Genomic DNA, 22203 nt, shown 5'->3' on the forward strand with positions numbered 1-22203 from the left:
TCACTCCCTCTACGGGTTCTCCAGGTAGCGGTGGACCAGGGACACGGCCATCGCCCCGTCGCCCACCGCCGACGCGACCCGCTTGACGGACTCGGCACGGGCGTCGCCCGCGACGAACACCCCGGGCAGGCTCGTCTCCAGGTGCAACGGATCCCGGTCCGCGGACCATCCCGCCGGCCGCTTCCCGTTCACGACGAGATCCGGGCCGGCGAGCACGAAACCGGCGGCATCCCGGGCCACCAGCCCGTCGAGCCACTCCGTGCGCGGGGTGGCCCCGATGAACACGAACAGGTAGCCGGCGTCGACGGTCTCGGTCTCGCCGGTGGTGCGGTCGCGCAGCGTGAGCTTCTCCAGGTGCTCGCCGCCGGTGGCCTCGACGACCTCCGCGCAGGTCCGCACCGTGATCTCCGGGATGCCGTCGATCTGCTCGATGAGGTACTGCGACATCGACGCCTGCAGGCTCGGGCCGCGCACCAGCATGGTCACGCTGCGCGCGTGCCGGGCGAAGTAGACGGCCGCCTGACCTGCGGAGTTGGCCCCGCCGACGATGTAGACGTCGCTGCCCGCGCAGCCCGAGGCCTCCGTGAGCGCCGAGCCGTAGAACACCCCGCGCCCGGCCAGGTCGGCCAGCCCCGGGGCGTCGAGCTCGCGGTAGCTCACGCCCGTGGCCAGCACGACGGCGTGGGCGTGGATGGCGCTGCCGTCGGAGAACCGGACGGTGCGCGCGGAGCCGTTCGCCTCCAGACCGACGACCTCGCGGGCGGTGAGCACCTCGGCCCCGAGCCGCACCGCCTGGCGGCGCGCGCGGTCGGTGAGCTGGGCGCCCGAGACGCCGTCCGGGAAGCCGAGGTAGTTCTCGATCCGGGAGCTCTGCCCGGCCTGGCCGCCCGTCGCGGTGCGCTCGACCAGCACCGTCCGCAGACCCTCGGAGGCGCCGTACACGCTCGCGCCGAGCCCGGCCGGTCCGCCGCCGATCACGACGAGGTCGTAGAAGTCCGTGGCCGGCACGGTCGAGAGCCCGACCCGCTCGGCGAGCTGCACCTCCGCGGGCGCGATCAGGCACTCGCCGGACGGGGAGATCACCACCGGCAACGTCGACGCGTCGACGCCGGCGGCCTCCAGCAGCCGCGCGGCCTCCGGCTGGTCGACCGGGTACCAGCGGTAGGGGACCTGGTTGCGGGCGAGGAAGTCCCGCACCTCGTGCGACCGGGCGGACCAGCGGTGCCCGATCACCCGCGTCTCGCAGACCTCGGTGCGGTCCGCGGCGCGCCACGACTCGATCATCGCGTCGACGACGGGGTACAGCTTCTCCTCGGGCGGGTCCCAGGGCTTGAGCAGGTAGTGGTCCAGGTCGACGACGTTGATCGCGGTGATCGCGGCGTCCGTGTCCGCGTAGGCGGTGAGCAGGACCCGGCGCGCCGCCGGGTACAGGTCCATGGCCTGCTCGAGGAACTCCAGGCCGTTCATCCCGGGCATGCGGTAGTCCGCCAGCAGCACGGCGACGTCGTTGCCCCGCAGGGCCATCTCGCGCAGCGCCTCGAGCGCCTGCTGGCCGGACTCGGCCCGGACGATGCGGTGGTCGGCGCCGTAGCGGCGGCGCAGGTCCCGGGCGACGGCACGGGAGACGGAGGGATCGTCGTCGACGGTGACGAGTGCGGGTTTGGCAGGGACGAGCGAGCCGGGCGGCCCGGACGACGTGGGGGCATCCGTCATGACCTCATCCTGCCCTGCCCGGCGAGCGGCGGCATCGGTGATTCGACTGCAAAGGGTCCATCGGGCTCATCCCATCCGCTCGCGCAGTCCGCTGGCGCGGCTCACGGGGCGGCCCACCGCGGCGCGGACGGCCTCCTCGGCCCCGACGATCCGGACGGACTCGCGGGCGCGGGTGACCGCGGTGTAGAGCAGCTCGCGGGTGAGCAGCGGCGACTCCGGAGGCGGCAGCACGACCGTGACCTGCGCGAACTGGCTGCCCTGGCTGCGATGGACGGTCATCGCGTGCACGGTCTGCGCCGCGCCCAGGCGGGCGGGGGCGAAGGACTGCGGCTCGGCCGGCCGGCCGAACACCGCCCGCAGCACCCCGTTCTCCCGCACGACCACGCCCGTGTCGCCGTTGTAGAGCCCGAGGTCGTAGTCGTTGGTGGTGACGAGCAGGGGCCGGCCCGGGTACCAGGGGCTGCGACGTTCTCCGGGCGGCGGTTCGTCGAACCCGGGGCGTGCGGCGGCGAGCCAACGCTCCACCTCCAGGCCCCAGCGCGCCACGCCGAAGGACCCGCGGCGGTGGGCGCAGAGCAGGCGGTGCTGCTCCAGGGCCCCGAGCGCGCCCGCGGCATCACCCCGTGCGGCGGCGTCGATGAGCGCCCCGGCCGCCGCCACGACGTCCCGGCGCAGGCCCTCCAGGCCGGCGGGCTCGCGCACCTCGAGATCGGTCTCCACGAACGTGACGTCCGGGAGCCCGGCGTGCAGGAGCCCGACGGCGGTGTCCGCGTCCCCCGCCTGCACGGCGCGGGCGAACTCGGCGATGCCGCCGTCGAAGCGCCAGGTGTGCCGCAGGGTGACGACGCCGTGGACGACCGGTGGATCGCCCGGTTCGAGGGCCCCGGCGGCGCGGAGCCGCTCGTCGAGGGCGGGTTCGGCGGTGCCGCCGGCGCGGGCGAGATCGCCGAGCACGGCCCCCGCCTCCACGGACGCGAGCTGGTCCGGGTCGCCGACCAGCACCAGCCGGGCGTCCGGGCGCACGGCCTCGAGCAGCCGCGCCATGAGGGTCAGCGAGACCATCGAGGTCTCGTCGACCACCACGACGTCGTGGGGCAGGCGGTTGGCGCGGTCGTGCCGGAAGCGGCTGGACGAGCCGGCGCGGCGGCCGAGCAGGCGGTGGATCGTCGACGCGGTGGGGCGGCCGACCCGCGCCCGGTCCTCGGGCGGGAGCTCGGTGGTGTGCTGGGCGACGGCCTCGCCGAGCCGGGCTGCCGCCTTGCCGGTCGGCGCCACCAGCGCGACCCGCAGGGGGGTGGGCTCGCCGCGCCCGATCCCACCGGCCTCGTGGAGATCGTGGAGCAGGGCGAGGAGCCGGGCGACCGTGGTGGTCTTGCCCGTGCCGGGCCCGCCCGCGAGCACGGTGACCCGGCGGAGCGCCGCCACCGCCGCCGCGAGGCGCTGGAGGTCGGGTTCGTGGGTCGTGGGTCGGGGGCTCGTGGCGGCCTCATCGGGGCCGGCTGCCGTGGGGCCGGTGGTGGTCGGGTCGGTGTCGGTCGGGTCGGTGGTGGTCGCCCCGGGCGATGCGGGTGGGCCGAAGAGGCGGGTGAGGGCCGCGGCGAGGCGGGTGGGATCGACCTCTGGCTGCTCGCCCGTGGCCCGGTCCCGCAGCTCCCGGCGGACCAGCTCCTCCTCGGCCCAGTACCGGTCGAGGTAGAGCAGGCCGCGGCCGCCCGAGACCGGGACCAGGCGCAGGGGCCGGCCGGCGGGGGCGTCCGTGCCGAGCGCGACGAGCGGGCTGCGCTCGACCGCGGCCCGCCAGCCCTCGGGCTCGGGCCAGTGCAGGTCGGTGACGTCGACGCTCTCCTCGCCCTCGCCCAGTACGGTGTGGGCGACCTCGGCCAGGTCCAGGCACACGGAGCCGTTGCGGATGGCGCGCACCGCCAGCGCCACCGCGAGCAGCACCTCCTCGGGCTCGCCTCCCGGATCGCCGCCCAGCGCGCCGAGCCGGGTCGCGACGTGCACGTCCGCAGCGGTGAGCACCCCCGCGACGTTGAACTCGCCGAGGAGTCCCCGGGCGCCGAGGGCGGTACGGAGGTCGTGGGGATCGCGCTCGGGCCGCCGCGCGGTGGTCGCCCCGACGGCCGGCGTTCCGGGGCCGGTCGACCCGCTCGCGGCCGGGATCGGGGCGGAGATAGCGGCCGGGGCGGTCACGAGGAGCCTCCGAGATCGTCGAGGTCGAACAGCCCGGCCTCCTCGGCCGGTGCCTCCGTGGACGCGCGCGCCGCCTTGCCCGCCGCGCCTCGGGGTGCGGCCTTGGAAGTGGTTCCGGACGTGGTCGTGGTCGCGGGTTCGCCCAGATCGAGCGCCAGCTCGCCCGTCTCCTCCTCCACGATCGGCACCTCGGCCCCATCGGCGCCGGATGCGACCAGGACGGGCCCGGGCCGGTGATCATCGGCCGGTCCGGACTCCTCCTCCATGATCGGCGCTTCGGACCCATCGGCGCCGGATGTGGCGGGAACGGGTCCAGGCTGGCGATCATGAACCGGGCTGGACAGGTCGAGGTCGGGCGCCCCGTCCATGATCGGCGGCTCTGACCCATGGTCGCCGGATTTGGCGTGTCCGAGTCCCATACGGTGATCATGAACGGGGTAGGGCTCGTCTGTGCTCGGCGCTTCGGACTCCGTGGTGCCGTGTGCGGCGTCGACGGGTCCGGGCCGGTGATCATCGCGTGCGGCCGGTGGGCCGGGGGGCGCTGTGTGCTCCGGTGCCGGGGGCCCGGACACGTCGGCCGGAGGGGTGGCCCGTGCCCGGGGAGCGGCGGCGAGGAGGTCGGAGAGCTCTTCCACCAGGGCGCCCGGCGGGCGCCAGCCGAAGACCCCGCAGGGGGTGCCGTCGACGACGGGGGTGTCCGGGCCGCACATCCCCCGCAGGAAGAGGTACAGGATCCCGCCGAGGTGCTCGTCGGGGGAGTAGCCCGCCAGTCGCCAGCGCAGGAAACGGTGCAGGGCCACGGAGTACAGCAGCGCCTGCAACGGGTAGTGCGCCGCCTGCATCGCCGCCGCCAGGACCGGCGGGGCGTAGTGCGCCGCCGTCAGCGGCTCCCGGCCGCCCGGACCCGACGGGCCGAGCCAGTTGGTCTTGTAGTCCACCACGAGGAACCGCCCGTCGACCCGCAGCACCGCGTCGATCGAGCCGGTCAGGTACCCGCGCAGCGGCTGGCCGGCCAGGCCGGGGGAGGCGAGGAGATCGGGATAGCCCGCCAGCGGATTGCCCGCGGGCAGGTGCCGGCGCAGCACCGGCGCGAGGTCCCCGAGCGTGACCTCGCCGGTCGGCAGGTCCCCGCCCGCGAGCGGCATCTCGAAGTCCAGCTCCGGCAGCCGGTCCGACGTGGGCACCGCCCGCAGCGCGCGGCCGCCGGCGAGCGGGCCGAGGGGGGTCTCCACCACGGGGACGAGTGCCGCGGCCAGGACCTCGGCGTCGACCTCGGTGGGCTGCTTCTCCAGCTCCTCGCGGGTGCGGGCCAGCAGCTCGGTGGGAAGGTCCGCCACCGTGGGGTCGAGGTGCTCGAACACGGCGTGCACCAACGTGCCGAACGCCGCGCCGAGCGGCAGCTCCGCCATCGGCGACGGCACGTCCGCCCCGATCTCGGAGACGACCTCCGGCGCGTCGAGCTCCGCCTCGTCGTCCGTCCCGGCCACCTCCGGCTCCGAACCCACCCCGGGCGTGGGCGGCTCCGGGGTCTCGGCGGTGTGGGAGCCGTGCGCGTCCGCGGTGAGCGCGCTGTAGGAGGTGCGGCGCCACGCCGAGTCGAGGCGGCGGCCGAACCGGGCGACGTCGAGCCGCGGCGGCTCACCCGCCGGCTCCGCGGGGGCGGCGGGCCCGCGGTCGGACAGGGTCTCCACCACGATCCCGGGCACCGACGAGAGCAGCTGCACCGCCGACGCGTCCGACGGCACCTTGTAGCTCGGGGCGGGGACCGTCCCCGCCGCCGGCCGCCCGATCAGCAACCGGTGGATCGCGGAGGACTCCGTGGTCGTGGTGGGTGCCCACCACGCCACCACCTGGCAGCGGGCGCGGGTGAGCGCGACGTACATCAGCCGCAGGTCCTCGCCCGCCTCCTCGTCGAGATGGCGTTGCAGGCGGGCGCCGCGCTCCGGCGAACCGGGGCCGCCGACGTCGAGCACCCGGGCGCCCTCGTCGTCGTGCACCAGGAGCACCTCGGCCTTGTCGTTGACCCAGCGGTCCCAGCCGAACGGCACGTACACGACCGGGAACTCGAGCCCCTTGCTGCGGTGCACGGTGACGATCTGCACGGCGTCCGCGTCCGACTCCAGGCGCCGGCTCCGCTCGGTGGTGGTGTCGCGCGCGGCGTCGGCCATGCGGTGGCGCAGCCACTCGACCAGCGCGGACGGTCCGAGGTGCCGTTCGAGCGAGGCCTGGTGCAACACCTGCCCGATGTGCCGGACGTCCGTGAGCATCCGGTCGCCCTCGCGGAGCGCGAGCAGCCGGGCGGGCAGCCGGGTCCGGGTGGTGACGGCCTCCAGCAGCGCGGCGACCCCCCGCTCGGTGAGGATCGCGTGCCAGGCCCGCAGGTCCGCGCCGAGCTCGTCGACCAGCTGCTCGGCACCGTCGCCGCAGAGCTCCTCGACGGTGTGCCCGACGAAGCAGGTCAGCGCCGCGGCCCGCAGCCGGGTGGTGCGCTGCGGCTGCTCGACGGCCTCCAGCAGCGTGAGCCACTCGGCCGCGGCCTCCGTGGTGAACACGCTGGTGGTGCCGGTGAGGACGGCGGCGACCCCGGCCGCCGTGCACGCCTCCCGGACGAGCACGCCCTGCGCGTTGGTCCGGACCAGGACGGCGATGTCCCCCGCCCGCAGGTCGCGCTCCTCGAAGCGCGCCCCCGAGGCCAGCAGCGCGCCGATGTCGGCCGCGACGTCCTCCGCGACGATCTCCCGCGCCTTGGCCGCCCGTCCCAGCCTGCGCCCGGTCAGCGGTTCGAGCCGGTCCCGGTCCACGACCCGGAGCCGGAAGGGGGCGTCGGACGGCGCGCCGGACAGCCGGCGGGCGGTGTGGTGCGCCTCCACGTGCCGGACGACGATCTCGTCGCTGCCCAGCGCGACCTCGCCGAACACCCCGTCGAGCGAGCCGAGCAGCTCTTCGTCCGTGCGGTAGTTGGTGCCGAGGGTGAGCCGGCTGCCCTCCTTCGCCGCCTCCAGGTAGGACACGACGTCCGCCCCGCGGAACGCGTAGATCGCCTGCTTGGGGTCGCCGATCAGGACGAGCGTGACGTGCCCGTGGAAGGACCGCTCCAGGATCTCCCACTGGATCGGGTCCGTGTCCTGGAACTCGTCGACCAGCACGACGTCGTAGCGCGCCTGCAGCCGCGCCCGCGCCGCCTCGCCGCGCACCGGGTCCCGCAGCGCGCCCGCGAGCCGGGTGAGCATGTCGTCGTAGCTGAACAGGCGCCGCGCGCGCTTGCGCCGGTCGACCTCGCCGCGCACGGCGGCGGCGAAGCTGAACCGGACGCCGGGTCCGGAGCCGGGACCCGCGTCCCGCGGCTCGAGCCGGGCCTGCGGGTCCCCGACGGCCTGGCGGGCGAGCTTCAGCGCGTCCTCCCGGCCGAAGTCCGGCCGGCCCGCCCCGGCGGCGGCGTACTTGCGCACGTAGAAGTCGTCGACCACCTCGGTGACCAGGTCGTCCACGTGCTCGACGAACTCGGCGTCCGGATCGCTGTCGCCCGCCACCCCGAGACCCGCGAGCATCTGCTGGCAGAACTGGTGGGTGGTGGCGATGGTGGCCGCGTCGAAGTCCGCGAGCGCCGTGCGGAGCCGGTCGCGGCGCAACCGGACCTCCTCGGGGGTGCCCTGCTGCAGGAGCCGGGTCACCTCGTCCGACGACGGCTCGCCCGACGCCAGCCCGCGCTCGGTCGCGCCGAGCCGCTCCCGCACGCGTTCGCGCAGCTCCTGGGTGGCCTCGCGGCCGAAGGTCACGAGCATCAGCCGGGGCAGCGCGATCCCCTCGGCCACGTACCGGGTGGCCAGGGCGGCGATGGTGAAGGTCTTGCCGGTGCCGGCGCTCGCCTCCAGCACCGTGGTGCCGGAGGGGAGCTCGCCGTCGACCCGGAACTGCGGGTGGGCCAGCAGTGCCTGGGTCATCGCGCGACTCCCCGCTCGTTCACAGGACCTCCAGGTGCTCGGCGTCGAGCAGCGGCCGCCAGATCCGCTCGGCCAGGGCCCCGAACCGGGACTCGCCCGCGGCATCCCGCTGCCGGAGCAGCGCGTCGAAGCCGGCCCCGGTGCCCAGCACCGCGATGATCGACTCGTCCTCCGCCTCGAACCGCCACTCGCCGCCGGCTGCGGCCTCGGCGTCCCGCACGGCGGCCCCGGTCCGGCGCGCCTTCGCGTACGCCAGCCCGCAGGGTGCGGTGAGCGGCAACGGTTCCCGCAGGCCCTCGCGGTGCAGCGCGACGATCCCGGCCAGCGCCTCGCGGGCCTCCTCGAGCCCGAGCGGGCGCAGCGAGGCCCTCGCCGTGCCGCCACCCCGGCCGCGGCCGAGCGTGACCGCCCGCCACTGCGTGTCCGGGCGCGTGACCGTGAGCGCGAGGAGCCGGGCCCAGGCGCGCAGCCGGTGCTTCGGGCCCAGCCGCGAGTACTCGACCGTGACCAGGGTGTTCCCGTGGATGCCCGCCACGGTCCCGACGACGCGGGCCCCGCCCGGCAGCCCGGCCGCGACGTCCCGCGACACCGGGTCGCCCACCCGCAGGTCCGCGCTGGCCTCCACCAGCGGCTCCACGGCCGTCCCGACCTTCTCCAGGACGGCCCCGCCGAGCGCGCCCGGCGGCAGCTCGCCGCGCCGCCATTCGGCCTGGACACCGTGCCCGGCGTCGGCCCCGGCGAGCCGGTCCCGCAGCATCCGGTCGCCGACCGACCACTCGTCCAGCCCGGTGAGCTGCACCGGGAGCGCGTCCGCCGGCTCCTCGTCCTCCGAGCGGGGCACCATGCCGACCCGCTGGCGCAGGAAGGCCTTCATCGGGTGCTCCAGGAACCGCACGAGATCGTCGAGCTCCACGCCGTCCGGCTCCGGTGCGGGGGCGAGCGGCTCGGTGAGGAAGGGCGGCACCGGGCGCGGCTCGTGCTGCAGGGCCTGGGCGCCGGCCAGCGCGGTGCGGTCGAAGCTGAACGGCGCCGGTTGCGATCCGGTGGCGCGGAAGTTGCGGGGATCGAAGGGCTGCAGGGGATGCCGGGTCGTGACCCGCTCACCCGCGCCCGCCCCGGCCACCGCGTCCACGGCGTCGAGCAGCTCGCCGATCGGCACCGCGGGCGGGCGGGGCGCACCGGTGCGCTCGTTCATCCCCGAGTGCACGACGACGAGGTGCTCGGTGGCGGAGGTGACCGCGTCGAGCAGCAGCTGCCGGTCCTCGCTGCGGAGGTCCCGCTCGCCGAGGTGGGGATCGCGGGCCAGCACGTCGTCCCCGTCCGGGGCGCCGGTGCGGGGGAACACCCCGTCGTCCACCCCGAGCAGGCAGACGACCCGGTGCGGCACCGAGCGCATCGGCACGAGCGTGGCGACGGTCAGCGTGCCCGTGCGGAAGTTCGCGCGGCTCGGGCGGCCGCGCAGCCGGTCGGAGAGCAGGCCGCGGACGTCGGACAGGGACAGGTCGACCGTGCCGGCCTGCGGGCCCGCGGAGCGGACCACCTCGGCCAGCTCCGCCCGGGCCTGGGCCTCCTGCCACGCGTCCGTCAGGGTGGTCGAGGCCAGCGCCGACAGCCCGTCGAGCAGCGCCCCGACCCACGCGGTGAGGGGCTGCGGGCCGCGCAGCGCGTCGAGCACGGTGCGCAGCCGCTCCAGGACCTCGGCGAGCGCGCCGACGAGGTCGACGTCCGAGGAGTCGACGTCGTCGAGGGGGAGCGCGGTCCCGAGCCAGCCCTGCTCGCCGGGGCGTTCGGCCATCGCCACCCCGAGAAGCATCCGGTCCAGGCCCGACGACCAGGTGTTCTGCGGGAAGCCCTCGAGGCGGAAGGGCCGGCGATGCTCACCGTCGAGCCCCCAGCGGACGCCGGCACCGACCACGAGCTCACCGAGGCGGTCCAGCGCGTCGTCGTCGAGGCGGAAGCGGCGCCGGACGGGGCTCGACCCCACCAGGTCGAGCACCTGGGACGCGGTGACGCGCGAGTCCGCCAGCTCCAGCAGCGCGGACACGGTGCCCAGCAACGGGTTCGCCTGCCGCAGGGACCGGTCCGCGAGGCGCACCCGGAGCCGGTGTCCGGGGTGCGTGTCCTCGGCGTCCGTCTCCGCGGCCAGCCCGAACGAGGCCGAGATCAACGGCGCGAAGGCCTCGATGTCCGGGCACATCACGATGACGTCCCGCGGCTCGAGCGTGGGATCGGCCGCGAGCAGGCCGAGCACGATCTCGCGCAGCACCTCGACCTGCCGGTCCGGCCCGTGGCAGGCATGCACCTGGACGCTCCGGTCGCCCGCGGCGAGCGGCTCCGGTGCGGGCGGCGGCGGGCTGTCGGCGCGGAGCGCGGCCTGGAGACAGCCGAGCAGCGTGTCCGGCGGAGCGGGTGCCTCGTGATGCAGGTCCTGCGCGCCGGTCGGGAGCCGCAGCTGCAGCTCGCGGATGTCTCGGCCCAGGGAACGCAGCAGCGGGTTGCGGACGGCCCGCGCGGACTCGTCCTGCTCCCGGGTGAACCCGAAGTCCTTGCCCCGCAACGACTCCCACAAGGCGGGGGACGGATGGGGGAGCCACAGGTGCACGTCCCGGTGCGCGGCGAGTGCCGACAGCACGGCGAGGTGCTCGGCGGCGAGCCGGGTGGGCCCGAAGACCGACAGCCGCTCCGGGACGATCGCGGCGACGAGGCCGGGATCCGCCCGCAGCGCGCGATCGGCCGCGAGCAGCCGCTCGGCCGCGCTCGGGACGGCGATCCGGGCCCGGAGCCGCCGCCACAGCTCGACCTGCCACCGCAGGTCCGCCGGGACGCCCGCGGACCCGCCCTCGTGCCACGCCCGCACCATGTCCGGGCGGTGGATCGCGTAGCCCGCGAACAGGTCCGACAGCCGGCGGGCGACGGCGTACGTGCGGGAGCCGCCGCTCTGGGCGAGGTGCGCGGCGAGGGCCGCGAACGTGTCGCCGGGGTCGGCGGTGGCGCGGACGATCTCCTCCAGCAGCGGCCACACCGCGCGGGCGGCGTGCCAGGGATCGGCCTCCGGGTCGGTGCCGGTCGCGAGGTTGACCACCTCCGACAGGATCTGCCCGGGTGCGGGGAAACGGACGTTGGCGCACACGCCGTCCGTCCCCCCGCCCGTCCCCAACCGGCCCGCCAGCCGCTGCCCGAGCCAGCGCTCCACACCGCGCTCGGGCACGGCGACGATCTCGGCCACGAAGGGGTCCACCGCCGGCCCGCCGATCACCTCGGCGAGCGCGTCGGCCAACCGGTCGGCCCGCTCGGCCCGGTGGATCAGCAGCACGGGAACGAACCTACTGACGGGGGCCGACGGTTCCGGCGCGGGGCACGCCCGCGAGCCCGGGTTGTCCACAGGATCGGGCGTCGCAGATGTGTGTTTCGGCCTCCCGGCTCTGCCGATCGGCCGGCTCCGCCGGCGGGCCGACTCGCGGGGAACGGGCGTGACTCGCGAGGGCGCTACCAGGTGCTGACGGCGTAGTCCTTGAGGAAGCAGCCGTAGAGGTCCTCGCCCGCCTCGCCCCGGACCACCGGGTCGTACACCCGGGCCGCGCCGTCGACCAGGTCCAGCGGGGCGTGGAAGCCCTCGTCGGCGAGGCGCAGCTTCTGGTGGTGCGGGCGCTCGTCGGTGATCCAGCCCGTGTCCACGGCCGTCATGAGGATCTTGTCGGAGCGGAACATCTCCTCGGCCGAGGTGCGCGTGAGCATGTTCAGCGCGGCCTTCGCCATGTTCGTGTGCGGGTGCCCCGGAGCCTTGTAGCCCCGCCCGAACACGCCCTCCATCGCGCTGACGTTGACCACGTACGCGCGCCCCGCGCGGGCGGCCCCGGCGGCCAGCGACGCCCGGAGCCGGGAGATCAGGATGAACGGCGCGGTCTGGTTGCAGAGCTGGACCTCGAGCAGCTCGAGCGGGTCCACGCCCTCGACGTTCGCGACCCAGCTGTTGACCCGGGCCGTGTCCGGCAGCAGCCCGCCGGCGTCGACCGCGATGCCCGCCTCGATCCGCTCCGGGGACGCGCTGCGCGCCGTCATCGCCAGGGAGGCGAGCCGGTCCGCGGCGGCCGAGCCGCCCTCCGCCGTCTCCACCACCGCGCCGAGCGCGGGGACGGCACCCGCGAGTGCCGCGGGGTGCGCGTCCGAGGCGTGGGAGAAGACCAGGACCTCCGGGACGGTGTCCGCGGGCAGCGGCGTCGCCTCCGCCTCGGCCAGCGCGGCGTAGGAGCCGGGGGCGCGGCGCACCGTCTGGGCCGCGTTGTTGATCAGGACGTCGAGCGGGCCCTGGGCCGCGACGTCGTCCGCCAACGCCGCGACCTGCGCCGGATCACGCAGGTCGATGCCCACGACCCGCAGCCGGTGCAGCCACTGCGCGCTGTCCTCGAGCGCGGAGAAGCGGCGCACCGCGTCGTGCGGGAAGCGGGTGGTGATGGTGGTGTGCGCGCCGTCGCGGAGCAGCCGCAGCGCGATATACATGCCGATCTTGGCCCGGCCGCCGGTCAGCAGGGCGCGCCGGCCGCTCAGGTCCGTGCGGGCGTCCCGCCGGGCCCTGTTGAACCCCGCGCACGACGGGCAGAGGTTGTGATGGAACGCGTCGACCTCGGTGTAGCGCTGCTTGCACATGTAGCAGGAGCGGGCGCGCAGCAGCGTGCCCGCCGTCGCGCCCGGGGTGGTCGAGGCGAGCGGGATGCCCGCGGTCTCGTCGTCCACCCGGCCGGGGGCGGCGGTCGCCGTGGCGGCGAACACGGCGTTGTCCGCGTCCGTGACGGCCTTGCGCCGGTCGCTCTTGCGGCGGGCCTTCACCGACTTCCAGATGCCCGCGGTGGCCCGCCGGACGGTGACGGCGTCGGGATGCTCGGGCGGCAGCTCGTCGAGCGCCGCGAGCACCCTCAGACAGGTCGCGAGCTCCCCGGGGTCGATCCCTGCGCTCCGGTCCTCAGCGTCCACCGTCATCCGTATCCCTCGCCTCGTGCTGACCGGGAAAGGGTACGGAACCCGGTTCTCACTCCAGCTCGGCGAGGGCCTTCCGGGCCTGCTCGAGCTGGGCCTCCAGCTCCGCGACCTTGGCCTCGCGCGCGGCCCGGGCCTCCCCGATGACCTCCTCGATCGGCCCGCCGATCTCGGGGTGCAGCTCCGCGGCGGCCTTGACCACCGCGGCGGCGGACACCGGCAGGGCCCGGGCCAGCCAGGTGGCGCCGCGCTTGAGCTCGGCCTGCCACTCGCCGTCCGCGGAGCCGCTCACGGTGAGGGTCAGCTCGACGACACGCGTGGTGCGCGCCGTGGAGCCCTTCGGACGCCCCCGCTTGGGCTTCTCGGAGGTGACGTCGTTGGTCCCGGTGGCGGCATCGGTAGCGGTGCCGGCGGGGGAGCCGGAGGCGTCGGCAGCGGGCGGGACCGTCGACGGGACGTCGGCGGGGGTGGGCTCGGCAGTGGTCACGGGCTCCCTCTCCAGGCAGGCGGGTGGGACGACAAGCCTGACCGTAGAACAGGTGTTCGACCGCGCCGGGACCGGGTCACCTGTATCGACCATTTATATAAGTCGGTGATGTAATGGAGGGGTGAACCGGACGGTGGAGACCGATGCACCCGACGTGGCCGAGCTGGCCGGCGTCCTGGAGCAGGTGGCCAGCTGGCTGCGCCGCACGCTGCGGAACGAGGAGTGGAACACCGTGGCGCTCTCGGTCCTCGACGAGCTCGTGCGGGAGGGGCCGCGGCGGGTCACCGAGCTCGCCGCCCTCGAACGGGCCAGCCAGCCGGGGATGACCGGGATCGTCGGTCGGCTGCAGGCCGCCGGGCTGGTCGGCCGCGCCCCGGACCCCACCGACGGACGCGCCACGCTCGTCGCCCCGACGAACGCCGGTCGTCGCTACATCCGGGAGCGGCACGCGCAGCGCGCCGTCATGGTGGCCGACCGGATCACGACCCTGCCCGCCGACGACCGGCGCGCGTTGCTCGACGCGACGCGCGCGCTGGCCGCCCTCACCCACACCACCGAGGGAGCCGCGTGAGTACCCACACCGCCAGCCCGTTCCGGCAGCCGAGGGCCGTCTGGGCCGTCGCGTTCGCCTGCGTCATCTCGTTCATGGGGATCGGGCTGGTCGACCCGATCCTCCCGGCGCTCACCGACCAGCTGCACGCCACGCCGACCCAGGCGGAGCTGCTGTTCACCAGCTATCTCGTGGTCACGGCCGTCGCGATGCTGGTCACGGGCTGGGTGTCCAGCCGGATCGGCGCCAAGAAGACGCTCGTCGCCGGCCTCGTGCTGATCGTCGTGTTCGCGGCGGCCGCGGCGGCGTCGGGGAGCATCGGCGGGATCGTCGGCTTCCGCGCCGGCTGGGGCCTGGGCAACGCCCTGTTCATCGCGACGAGCCTGGCCGTGATCGTCGGCTCCGCGAGCGGCGGGTTCGGCGGCGCCATCGTCCTGTACGAGACGGCGCTGGGCATCGGCATCGCCACCGGCCCGCTGCTGGGCGGGCTGCTCGGCTCGATCTCCTGGCGCGGCCCGTTCTTCGGCGTCTCGGTGCTGATGCTGGTCGCGCTGGTGGCCACCGTCGCGTTCGTGGAGAAGACCCCGCCGCCCGCCGAGAGATCGAGGCTCTCCGAGCCGCTCACGGCGCTGCGGCACCGCAGCCTGCGCACGACCAGCCTGGTCGGGCTCCTCTACAACTGGGGCTTCTTCACCCTGCTCGGCTACGCGCCGTTCCTCATGAACCTCTCGGCGATCCGGCTGGGCCTGGTGTTCTTCGGCTGGGGCCTGCTCGTCGCCCTGTTCGCGGTCTTCGGCGCCATCTGGCTCAAGGACCGCTTCGGCACGGCGCGCACGCTCTACGGCAGCCTGGTCGGTGTCGCCGTCATCCTCGCGGTGATCGGGACCTTCTCGGGGTCGGTGCCCACGGTGATCGTCGCCGTCATCGCCTCGGGCGCGTTCGTCGGGCTGAACAACACGCTCGTCACCACCGCCGTGATGAGCATCTCGCCGGTGCCGCGCAGCGTCGCCAGCGCCACGTACGGCTTCGTCCGGTTCATCGGCGGCGGGCTGGCCCCGCTGGCCGCGGGCCTGCTCGCGGCCGGGATCAGCGTGCACGTGCCGTTCTGGATCGGGGCGGTCGTCGTGCTGGCCGGCGTGGCCCTGCTCACCACGGTGCACCGGGACCTCGAGAACGCCGACGCGACGGCCGACGGGGAGGCCGCCGAGGAGGCCGTCACGGAGATCCCGGCCGATCCGGAGGAGGCGATCCTCGCCGAGGACGCCCTGAGGCACGAGAGCGGACGGTCATGACCGGGTTCGAGTACGGCTGCGACGGGCCGCGGGCCGTCGTCGTGGGGATCGACGGCTCGGAGACGGGCTGGCGGGCCCTGCACTACGCGATCGGCCAGTCCCGGCGGCAGGGCGGACGGGTGGTCGCGGTCTACGCGGACCGGCTGCCGGCCGCCGCCTTCGCCACCGCGGTCCCGCTCGCCGCGGCGGCCGTGGCCGATCCGGGCGTGGACACCCTGATCGAGGAGCTGCGGGCGGAGGTGGCCGAGATGGGCCCGCAGTACGGCGTCGACGTGACGTTCGAGACCGTGGCGGGTGATCCCGTGGCCGCGATGGTCGCGGTGGCGGAGCGCGAGCGGGCGGACGCGGTGGTCGTCGGGGCCAGCGTGCAGGCCGGCCACAAGCTGTTCGGCTCGGTGGCGACGCGGGTGGTGAAGGCGGGTCGCTGGCCGGTGACGGTGGTCCCCTAGAAGTACGTGCCGGGCGCGGGGTGCAGCGCGTGCAGCCCCCGCCCGCCCAGCTCCGGCGGCGCGTCGACCCGGTCGCCGGACCGCTCGTCGAGCCACGCGGTGAGGTCCGCCCACCAGGAGCCCGTGTGCAGGCGGGCCGCGCTCCGCCAGCGTTCGGGATCGGCCGGGTTCCCGGACGAGACGCCGCCGTCCGCGGCCCGGAAGACCCTCGTCCCGTACCCCACGGCGGCCGCGGTGCTGCCCGGGACCAGCACGAACCGGCTCTTGCCGCCGAGGACCTGGGTGGTCCGGTAGACGCCCTGCCAGCTGCCGAGCCGGTCCGTCACGCCGGCCACCAGGTAGACGTCCCGGTCGACCGATCCGAGGTCCGCGCCGGGCACCTCGCCGCTCAGGGCGATCCGGGTGAGGTCGCGGTAGAGCCCGGCCGGGACGTGCAGGGTGTCGAGGTTCCAGGCGCGCAGCGGATCGGCGGTGCCGTCGCGCGCGGGCCGGAGCAGCGCGGGGCAGAGCAGGGCGTGCAGCTCGGCGAGACGCCGCCCGTCGAGCCGCCCGGCGCGGGTCACGGCCCCGACCGCGGCCTCGACCTCCCGCTCGTCGACGGGGGTGGGCGCGCCGGGCCCGGTGTTACCGGCGTCCCGGCCGGGCGCGGTGCCGGCCAGGACCAGCGCGGCGACCCGTTCCTGCCGCTCCAGGCGCGCCGTGACGGCGGCCGCGAGCAGCCCGCCCGCGCCGAGCCCGAGCAGCGTGGTCCGGTCCACGCGGCAGATCCGCCCCGCGGCGTCCAGGGCTCCGGCGACGGCGTCCGCGTAGGTGTCGAGGTCCCGGGCCGCGTCCTGCGGGCCCGGATCGCGCCAGGACAGCGCCAGCACCTGCACCCCGGCCCCGACGAGGTGGGCCACCAGGCTGCGGTCCGGCGCGAGGTCCACGAGGTGCACCCGGTTGACGAAGCCGGGGACCACCAGCACCGGCACCTCGCCGACCCGCTCGGTGACCGGCAGGTACCGGATCAGCTCGCACACCGGCGTCCGCCACACGACGGCGCCGGGTGCGGTGGCCGTGTCGGTGCCGGGTTCGAGGCGCAGCCCGCTGCCCGGGACCCGGGGGAGCGACGCCAGGTCCGCCGCGAGCGCGCGCAGCTCGGCCGGGCGCCGGGGCGCCAGGAGCTCCGCGATCCGGGTGGCCGCGAACCGCAGCCGCTCCGCGTCCTCGGGGGCCTCGGCGAGATCGTCGACCAGATCGAGGACGGCGGCCCGGATGGCGTGGTGGGTCGCGTCCGGGCGGGGACCGGCTCCGCCGCCGGCGATCCGGCCGAGCTCGGCGGCCAGGCCGGTCCCGCGGGCCGCGACCCGGGTCGGGTGCCGCACGAGTGCCCCGACGAACCGGGCGGCGGCCGCGGCGGGCAGCAGCCGGGCGAGCGGGCCGCGGGCCGCCTCGGTGAGCAGCGCGTCCAGTGGCAGTGCGGCGTCGTCGGTGTGGTTCCTGCTGGTCATGGGCCCCCTCTCGCGGATCGCAGCGATTGTCCCCACCCGCGTGCGGCGCCCGCGAGGCGCTCCCGGTGACGGGTCTGCTCGGCCGGCCGGACCTCCTGCAGCGCGTTGTTGAGCTGCGCGCCCAGCACGACCGCGAACCCGAAGAGGTAGGCGGTCAGGAGGAAGGCGATCGGGGTGGCCAGCGCGCCGTAGGTGTAGCCGGTGCTGGTGACGAAGGCGATGTAGAACCGCAGCCCGGAGGTCGCGAGCACGAACACGACGGCCGCCAGACCCGCTCCCGGCAGCAGCCGGTGCCAGGGCAGCCCGCACGGCAGCGCGACCTTGTAGAGGGTGGCCAGGCAGAACACCAGCAGCAGGCCGAGGCCGGGGAAGTAGCCGGCGTCGACGAGCGGGGAGACGGCCGGCCACCAGGCCTTCAGCCGCTCCGGGCCCAGCGCGAGGCCGGGCAGCGCGACCAGCGACAGCAGCAGCGCGACCAGCGAGATCGTCCAGGCGACGAGCCGCTGCCAGACGGGGTTGCGGATGCCCTGCTGGCCGTGGGCCCGGGTCGTCGAGTCGACCAGCGAGGCGACCGCAGAGGAGCTCGCCCACAGGGCCACCACGAACCCGATGGAGACGACGTCGGCGCGGCCGTGGCCCAGGATCTCCGCCGCGGTCGGGGCGATGATCGTGTCCACGACGTCGCCGGCGAACACCTGCCGGGACGCCGCGACGATCGTCGCCTCGACCCGGCCGACGGTCCCGGGCCCGAACCAGCTCCCGACGTAGCCCAGCGAGCCGAGCAGCGCCAGCAGCAGCGGGGGCAGGCTCAGCGCCTGCCAGAAGGCGGCCTGCGCGGACATCGAGAAGATGCCGTCGTCCCACGCCTTGCCCAGCGTCCGGCCGGCGACCCGGGTGGCCGGGTGGGTGCGGAGCCGGGTCCGGTGCCCGGCGCGGAGCGAGGTTGTCATGGCGGGGAGGGAGTCCACCATGACGTGCGGCGATCGTGCGTGAGGCGGGTCGCGACTCGCCGGGCCGGGGCGGGCGGATACCCTGAACGGCGGCCGGATCGGTTGGTCGGCAGGACAGGGAGACGCGTGACGCAGACGGAATCCGGGACGGTCGCGCTGTCCCCGTCCTCGCGTCCGCTGCGTGCCTGGCAGCGGTCCGCGCTGGCCCGGTACCTCGCCGCGAAGCCCCAGGACTTCCTCACCGTCGCGACCCCGGGCGCGGGGAAGACGGCGTTCGCCCTGCGGGTGGCCAGCGAGCTCCTGGCGGACCGGACGATCGAGGCGATCACGGTCGTCACGCCGACCGAGCACCTCAAGTACCAGTGGGCGCAGGCGGCCGCCGCGGTGGGCATCGCCCTGGACCCGGAGTTCCGGGCCTCGCAGGGCACCTCGCGGGACTACCACGGCATCGCGATCACCTACGCCGGCGTGTCCGTGCACCCGAACACCCACCGGGCCCGCACCGCGAACCGCCGGACCCTGGTGATCCTGGACGAGATCCACCACGCCGGGGACGCGAAGTCCTGGGGCGAGGGCGTCCAGCTCGCGTTCGAGCCCGCCGAGCGGCGCCTGGCGCTCACCGGGACGCCCTTCCGGTCGGACGACAACCCGATCCCGTTCGTCGAGTACGAGCGGGACGCGGAGGGCGCGCTGCGCTCGCGCTCGGACCACCAGTACGGGTACGCGGACGCGCTGGCCGACAACGTCGTCCGGCCCGTGGTGTTCCTGGCGTACTCGGGCACCTCCAGCTGGCGCACGAGCGCCGGCGAGGAGATCACCGCGCGCCTCGGCGAGCCGATGACGAAGGAACAGACCGGCATGGCCTGGCGCACCGCGCTGGACCCCGCCGGCGAGTGGATGCCGTCCGTGCTCGCCGCCGCGGACCGGCGGCTCGACGCCCACCGCAACGGCGGTATGGACGACGCGGGCGGGCTGGTCATCGCCACCGACCAGACCGCGGCCCGCGCCTACGCCGCCCTGCTGATGACGATCACCGGCACGATGCCGGCCCTGGTGCTCTCGGACGAGGCGGGCTCGTCGGAGCGGATCGAGGCGTTCTCGAAGTCGCGGGACCGGTGGATGGTGGCGGTCCGCATGGTGTCCGAGGGTGTCGACGTGCCGCGGCTCGCCGTGGGTGTCTACGCCACGTCGGCGTCCACCCCCCTGTATTTCGCGCAGGCCATCGGCCGGTTCGTGCGGTCGCGGCGGCAGGGGGAGACGGCGTCGGTGTTCGTGCCGTCGGTCCCGGTGCTGCTGGGGCTGGCCAGCGAGCTCGAGGCTCAGCGCGACCACGTCCTCGGGGCCCCGCACCGGCCCAAGGAGGAGTGGAACGACCAGGAGCTGATGCTCGCCAACCGGCAGGAGGACGAGCCGGGGGAGGACGAGAAGTCCTTCACGGCCCTGCACGCCGATGCCGAGCTCGACCAGCTCATCTACGACGGCGCCTCCTTCTCCGCGGACGAGGAGGACTACATCGGCCTGCCCGGCCTGCTCGACGCCGACCAGGTCCGCTCGCTGCTGCAGCAGCGCCAGCAGGACTGGGTCGACCGGGGCTCCCCGCGCACCGGTGCCGCCGCCCGCGCCACCCCGCCGCCGGCCCCGGAGCCCGAGCGCGGGCTGTCGGTGCGAGAGCAGATCCAGAAGCTCCGCAAGGAGCTGAACTCCCTGGTCGCACTGCACAACCACCGCACCAAAAAGCCCCACGGCATGATCCACAACGAGCTCCGCAAGACCTGCGGCGGCCCGCCCATCGCGATGGCGACGATCGAGCAGATCGAGGAACGGATCGCCACGATCCGCTCCTGGCGCTGACCACCGTATTCCGCGAGTCGGGACCTGGCTCCCGGCGAGTCGGGCTGTCGAGCCCGCGAGTCGGCACTTTCTCCGAGGCCGAAACCCACGTTCACGACGTGCCGGCCGATCCGACGACCCCGTACCGAGGGACGCGAGCCGCGAGGTCGCCGTCCCCATGATCATTGCGACGGACAACGGGGAGCGGCGCCGACCACCGTGGTGGCGCCGCGACAACGATCACCTCGGCGATGATCAGCGCGAGGGTGACGGCCGAGCGACCTCCGGGACACGGAGGTGCCCGTCGGAAAGATCATCTCGCGGCGGGGCGCCCCGCCGCTCACCCGCCGACTCGCGGCTCGCCCGATCCACACCCCGACTCGCGCGGGCTCACACCCCGACTCGCGCGGACTCGGAGGCCGGGTCTCGGGGAGTCAGGACCTGGGTACGCGAGAGGGGCCGCACCTGCTGGTGCCCGCCCTCTCGCGGAAGTTCTCGAAGCCGGCGAGGGGAGTCGCCGGTACCCATCAGCCCTGCTGCACGTCCACCTCGAGCTCACGCAGCTTGTCGGCGTGGGCACGGGCGTGGTGTCCGCAGAAGAGGAGTTCGCCGCCCTTGGGAAGTACGGCGCGGACCTTCGCCGCTGCTCCGCAGCGGTCACAGCGGTCGGCGAGGGTCAACTCGGGCCGGGTCAGGGTTCCAGGCTGCATAGCGGTCTCCCTCCGTCTGGTGCCGGATGGCTCCGGCACCGCTTGCTGTGACGACCGCTCGCGCGGTACGTCCCACTCTTCCAGACGCTCGACACCCCTGCATGTGTTCCCGGTCCGTGTCGCGACGACAATCACGTTTCGACGGGTGACCGTCGTCAGATCATCGGCACGGTGGCGGTCCGGTGTACGAACACGGATTCAGTTGACTACGAGTGAATGATGCGGTGCCTGTTGTGACACCGCAAGGTGTCGTGTGTAAACAGTCCGGACGAGCCGACTACGGAGCGCAGTCGTGACGCCGAGCGTGGCGGGCCGGGTCCCGGCGCCGGTGCTCTTCGTCGCCGGGGCGGTCTCGATGTATGTCGGGGCCGCCCTGGCCGTCGGTCTGTTCGACCGGTTGTCGCCGGCCGCCGTGGCGGCGTTACGGATCTTGGCGGCGGGGGTGGTGCTGCTGGTCGTGCGGCGCCCGGAACGGGCCGCGTGGGGTCGCGCTCGGTTACGGCGGTCGGTCCCGTTCGGGGTGGCGACGGGCCTGATGAACGTCGCGTTCTACGAGGCCATCGCCCGCCTCCCGCTCGGGACGACGGTGGCGGTCGAGTTCTGCGGCCCGGTCGCCGTGGCGGCCGTGCTCTCCCGGCGGCCACGGGACGTGGCGGCGGTCCTCCTGGCGGCCGGCGGCGTGGCCCTCATCGCGGATGTCCGCTGGTCGGGCAGCGTGTCCGGGGTGCTGTGGGCGTTCGCGGCGGCGGCCATGTGGGCGGCGTACATCCTCCTCGGCACGAGGGTGGCGAGTGCCGGCAACGGGGTCGACGACATGGCCGTCGGCTTCACGGTGGCCGGGATCGTCTGCTCGCCGGCGCTGTTCCTCGGCGGTCCGCACGGGCTCGCGCCGCTGGCCGAGCCGACGGTGCTGCTGCTGGTCGTCGGGGTCGGACTGCTGTCGAGCGTGGTGCCCTACGGGCTGGACCAGATCGTGTTGCGACGCGTGGGGCGGGCCCGGTTCGCGGTGCTCCTCGCCCTGCTCCCGGCCACGGCCACGGTGATCGGGTTCGTGGTCCTCGGGCAGCTCCCGGGGCTGGCCGAGGCGGCGGGGATCGCGGCCGTCGTGGCCGCAGTGGCGGTCCGCTCGCGCGACGGCGACGTGCCGGTGGAGGCCCCCGGGCAGCCGTATCCGGTGACGGACCGTGACCCGCGGCGGGAGTGACACAGCGTGACATCGGGCGCGGCGGTCGAGTGAAGATCACCCGAGTGGGTGGACGTGACCTGCGGAGGGCTCCGAAAGGTGGCGGGGGACACGTCCGGTCGGGCGCCGCCGGGCTCGCGCTGTTCGCTCCGGGCGGACGAGCGAGTGCCCGACCCGACGGTCAGGGTGCGTCGGGAGGGACTCACCCGGGAGGCGCGCGACCAGACGGCGCAGTGGGGCGGAGGCGTGAGGTCGGGTGTGCCGGGGTCGCGGTACGCGACCCGGGCCGGGTGTCGCACGGGGCACGTCGCAGATGTGCGACTCGCCTCCCGGAACTGCCGACTCGCGGGGCTCGCGATCCGACGCGCGGGGTGGGGGACCGGGGTGCGTGGGGGCCGGGGTGGCGAGGTGAGTAGTGCGGGGACCGGCAACAAAACGTGACCT

14 protein-coding genes are annotated in these 22203 nt (G+C 75.1%); 5 read left to right on the forward strand and 9 right to left on the reverse strand.

Translation table 11 applies throughout. The features are described 5' to 3' along the window. Window positions 1-9 precede the first annotated feature (9 nt). The 6 genes from ABD324_RS20165 to ABD324_RS20190 all read right to left on the reverse strand — a co-directional run bounded on the left by ABD324_RS20165 (window position 10) and on the right by ABD324_RS20190 (window position 13305). Window positions 10-1713, reverse strand: a complete 1704-nt coding sequence (locus ABD324_RS20165) for an NAD(P)/FAD-dependent oxidoreductase (RefSeq protein ID WP_344419158.1) — start codon at window positions 1711-1713, stop codon at window positions 10-12. Window positions 1714-1779: 66 nt separating this feature from the next. After that, on the reverse strand, window positions 1780-3906 hold the full coding sequence (recD, locus tag ABD324_RS20170; RefSeq protein WP_344419161.1) for an exodeoxyribonuclease V subunit alpha: 2127 nt from the start codon (window positions 3904-3906) through the stop codon (window positions 1780-1782). Further along, the gene (locus ABD324_RS20175) at window positions 3903-7847 is read right to left on the reverse strand and encodes a UvrD-helicase domain-containing protein (protein ID WP_344419164.1); all 3945 of its coding nucleotides are present in this window, start codon (window positions 7845-7847) and stop codon (window positions 3903-3905) included. The genes recD and ABD324_RS20175 overlap by 4 nt, the downstream gene beginning before the upstream one ends. Window positions 7848-7866: 19 nt before the next feature. Then, window positions 7867-11160 (reverse strand): exodeoxyribonuclease V subunit gamma, encoded by a 3294-nt coding sequence (gene recC, locus ABD324_RS20180; protein WP_344419167.1) that lies wholly within the window; start codon window positions 11158-11160, stop codon window positions 7867-7869. Between the two features lie 173 nt (window positions 11161-11333). Continuing rightward, window positions 11334-12821: an SDR family NAD(P)-dependent oxidoreductase gene (locus ABD324_RS20185; protein ID WP_344419170.1), complete on the reverse strand. Its 1488-nt coding sequence runs from the start codon at window positions 12819-12821 to the stop codon at window positions 11334-11336. Window positions 12822-12870: 49 nt separating this feature from the next. Then, a complete protein-coding gene (locus ABD324_RS20190; protein ID WP_344419173.1) occupies window positions 12871-13305 on the reverse strand; it encodes a DUF6319 family protein in 435 nt (144 codons plus the stop codon). 121 nt (window positions 13306-13426) lie between these two features. On the opposite strand from ABD324_RS20190, the gene ABD324_RS20195 reads away from it, so the two are divergent. The 3 genes from ABD324_RS20195 to ABD324_RS20205 are packed head-to-tail and all read left to right on the forward strand — an operon-like array spanning window position 13427 to window position 15596. Continuing rightward, a complete protein-coding gene (locus ABD324_RS20195) occupies window positions 13427-13876 on the forward strand; it encodes a MarR family winged helix-turn-helix transcriptional regulator (protein ID WP_344419176.1) in 450 nt (149 codons plus the stop codon). Further along, window positions 13873-15147, forward strand: a complete 1275-nt coding sequence (locus ABD324_RS20200; protein ID WP_344419178.1) for an MFS transporter — start codon at window positions 13873-13875, stop codon at window positions 15145-15147. Before ABD324_RS20195 ends, ABD324_RS20200 begins: the two co-directional genes overlap by 4 nt. Beyond that, the gene (locus ABD324_RS20205) at window positions 15144-15596 is read left to right on the forward strand and encodes a universal stress protein (protein ID WP_344419181.1); all 453 of its coding nucleotides are present in this window, start codon (window positions 15144-15146) and stop codon (window positions 15594-15596) included. Before ABD324_RS20200 ends, ABD324_RS20205 begins: the two co-directional genes overlap by 4 nt. On the opposite strand, the gene ABD324_RS20210 is transcribed toward ABD324_RS20205, so the two are convergent. Then, window positions 15593-17086: an alpha/beta fold hydrolase gene (locus ABD324_RS20210; protein ID WP_344419184.1), complete on the reverse strand. Its 1494-nt coding sequence runs from the start codon at window positions 17084-17086 to the stop codon at window positions 15593-15595. The two genes, ABD324_RS20205 and ABD324_RS20210, sit on opposite strands and share 4 nt — an antisense overlap. Next, window positions 17083-18036, reverse strand: coding sequence for a YihY/virulence factor BrkB family protein (locus tag ABD324_RS20215; protein ID WP_344419187.1), 954 nt, complete (start codon window positions 18034-18036; stop codon window positions 17083-17085). Before ABD324_RS20215 ends, ABD324_RS20210 begins: the two co-directional genes overlap by 4 nt. 126 nt (window positions 18037-18162) lie before the next feature. Here ABD324_RS20215 and ABD324_RS20220 point away from each other — a divergent pair, with 126 nt between their 5' ends. Continuing rightward, window positions 18163-19887, forward strand: coding sequence for a DEAD/DEAH box helicase (locus ABD324_RS20220; protein WP_344419190.1), 1725 nt, complete (start codon window positions 18163-18165; stop codon window positions 19885-19887). Between the two features lie 506 nt (window positions 19888-20393). Here ABD324_RS20220 and ABD324_RS20225 read toward each other — a convergent pair. Further along, complete coding sequence (locus ABD324_RS20225; RefSeq protein ID WP_344419193.1) at window positions 20394-20576, reverse strand: DUF7455 domain-containing protein; 183 nt, start codon at window positions 20574-20576, stop codon at window positions 20394-20396. A gap of 355 nt (window positions 20577-20931) precedes the next feature. Here ABD324_RS20225 and ABD324_RS20230 point away from each other — a divergent pair, with 355 nt between their 5' ends. Then, window positions 20932-21780, forward strand: coding sequence for an EamA family transporter (locus ABD324_RS20230; protein ID WP_344419419.1), 849 nt, complete (start codon window positions 20932-20934; stop codon window positions 21778-21780). The last annotated feature ends 423 nt before the right edge of the window (window positions 21781-22203 follow it).

Origin of the sequence: Pseudonocardia ailaonensis, assembly GCF_039531635.1 — a bacterium.
GTDB classification, from domain to species: domain Bacteria; phylum Actinomycetota; class Actinomycetes; order Mycobacteriales; family Pseudonocardiaceae; genus Pseudonocardia; species Pseudonocardia ailaonensis.

Coding starts and splice junctions, on each gene's coding strand:
- ABD324_RS20165 (WP_344419158.1), bottom strand. CDS start 1,713: ATGACGGATGCCCCCACGTCGTCCGGGCCGCCCGGCTCGCTCGTCCCT.
- ABD324_RS20175 (WP_344419164.1), bottom strand. CDS start 7,847: ATGACCCAGGCACTGCTGGCCCACCCGCAGTTCCGGGTCGACGGCGAG.
- ABD324_RS20185 (WP_344419170.1), bottom strand. CDS start 12,821: ATGACGGTGGACGCTGAGGACCGGAGCGCAGGGATCGACCCCGGGGAG.
- ABD324_RS20205 (WP_344419181.1), top strand. CDS start 15,144: ATGACCGGGTTCGAGTACGGCTGCGACGGGCCGCGGGCCGTCGTCGTG.
- ABD324_RS20210 (WP_344419184.1), bottom strand. CDS start 17,086: ATGACCAGCAGGAACCACACCGACGACGCCGCACTGCCACTGGACGCG.
- ABD324_RS20215 (WP_344419187.1), bottom strand. CDS start 18,036: ATGACAACCTCGCTCCGCGCCGGGCACCGGACCCGGCTCCGCACCCAC.
- ABD324_RS20225 (WP_344419193.1), bottom strand. CDS start 20,576: ATGCAGCCTGGAACCCTGACCCGGCCCGAGTTGACCCTCGCCGACCGC.
- ABD324_RS20230 (WP_344419419.1), top strand. CDS start 20,932: ATGTATGTCGGGGCCGCCCTGGCCGTCGGTCTGTTCGACCGGTTGTCG.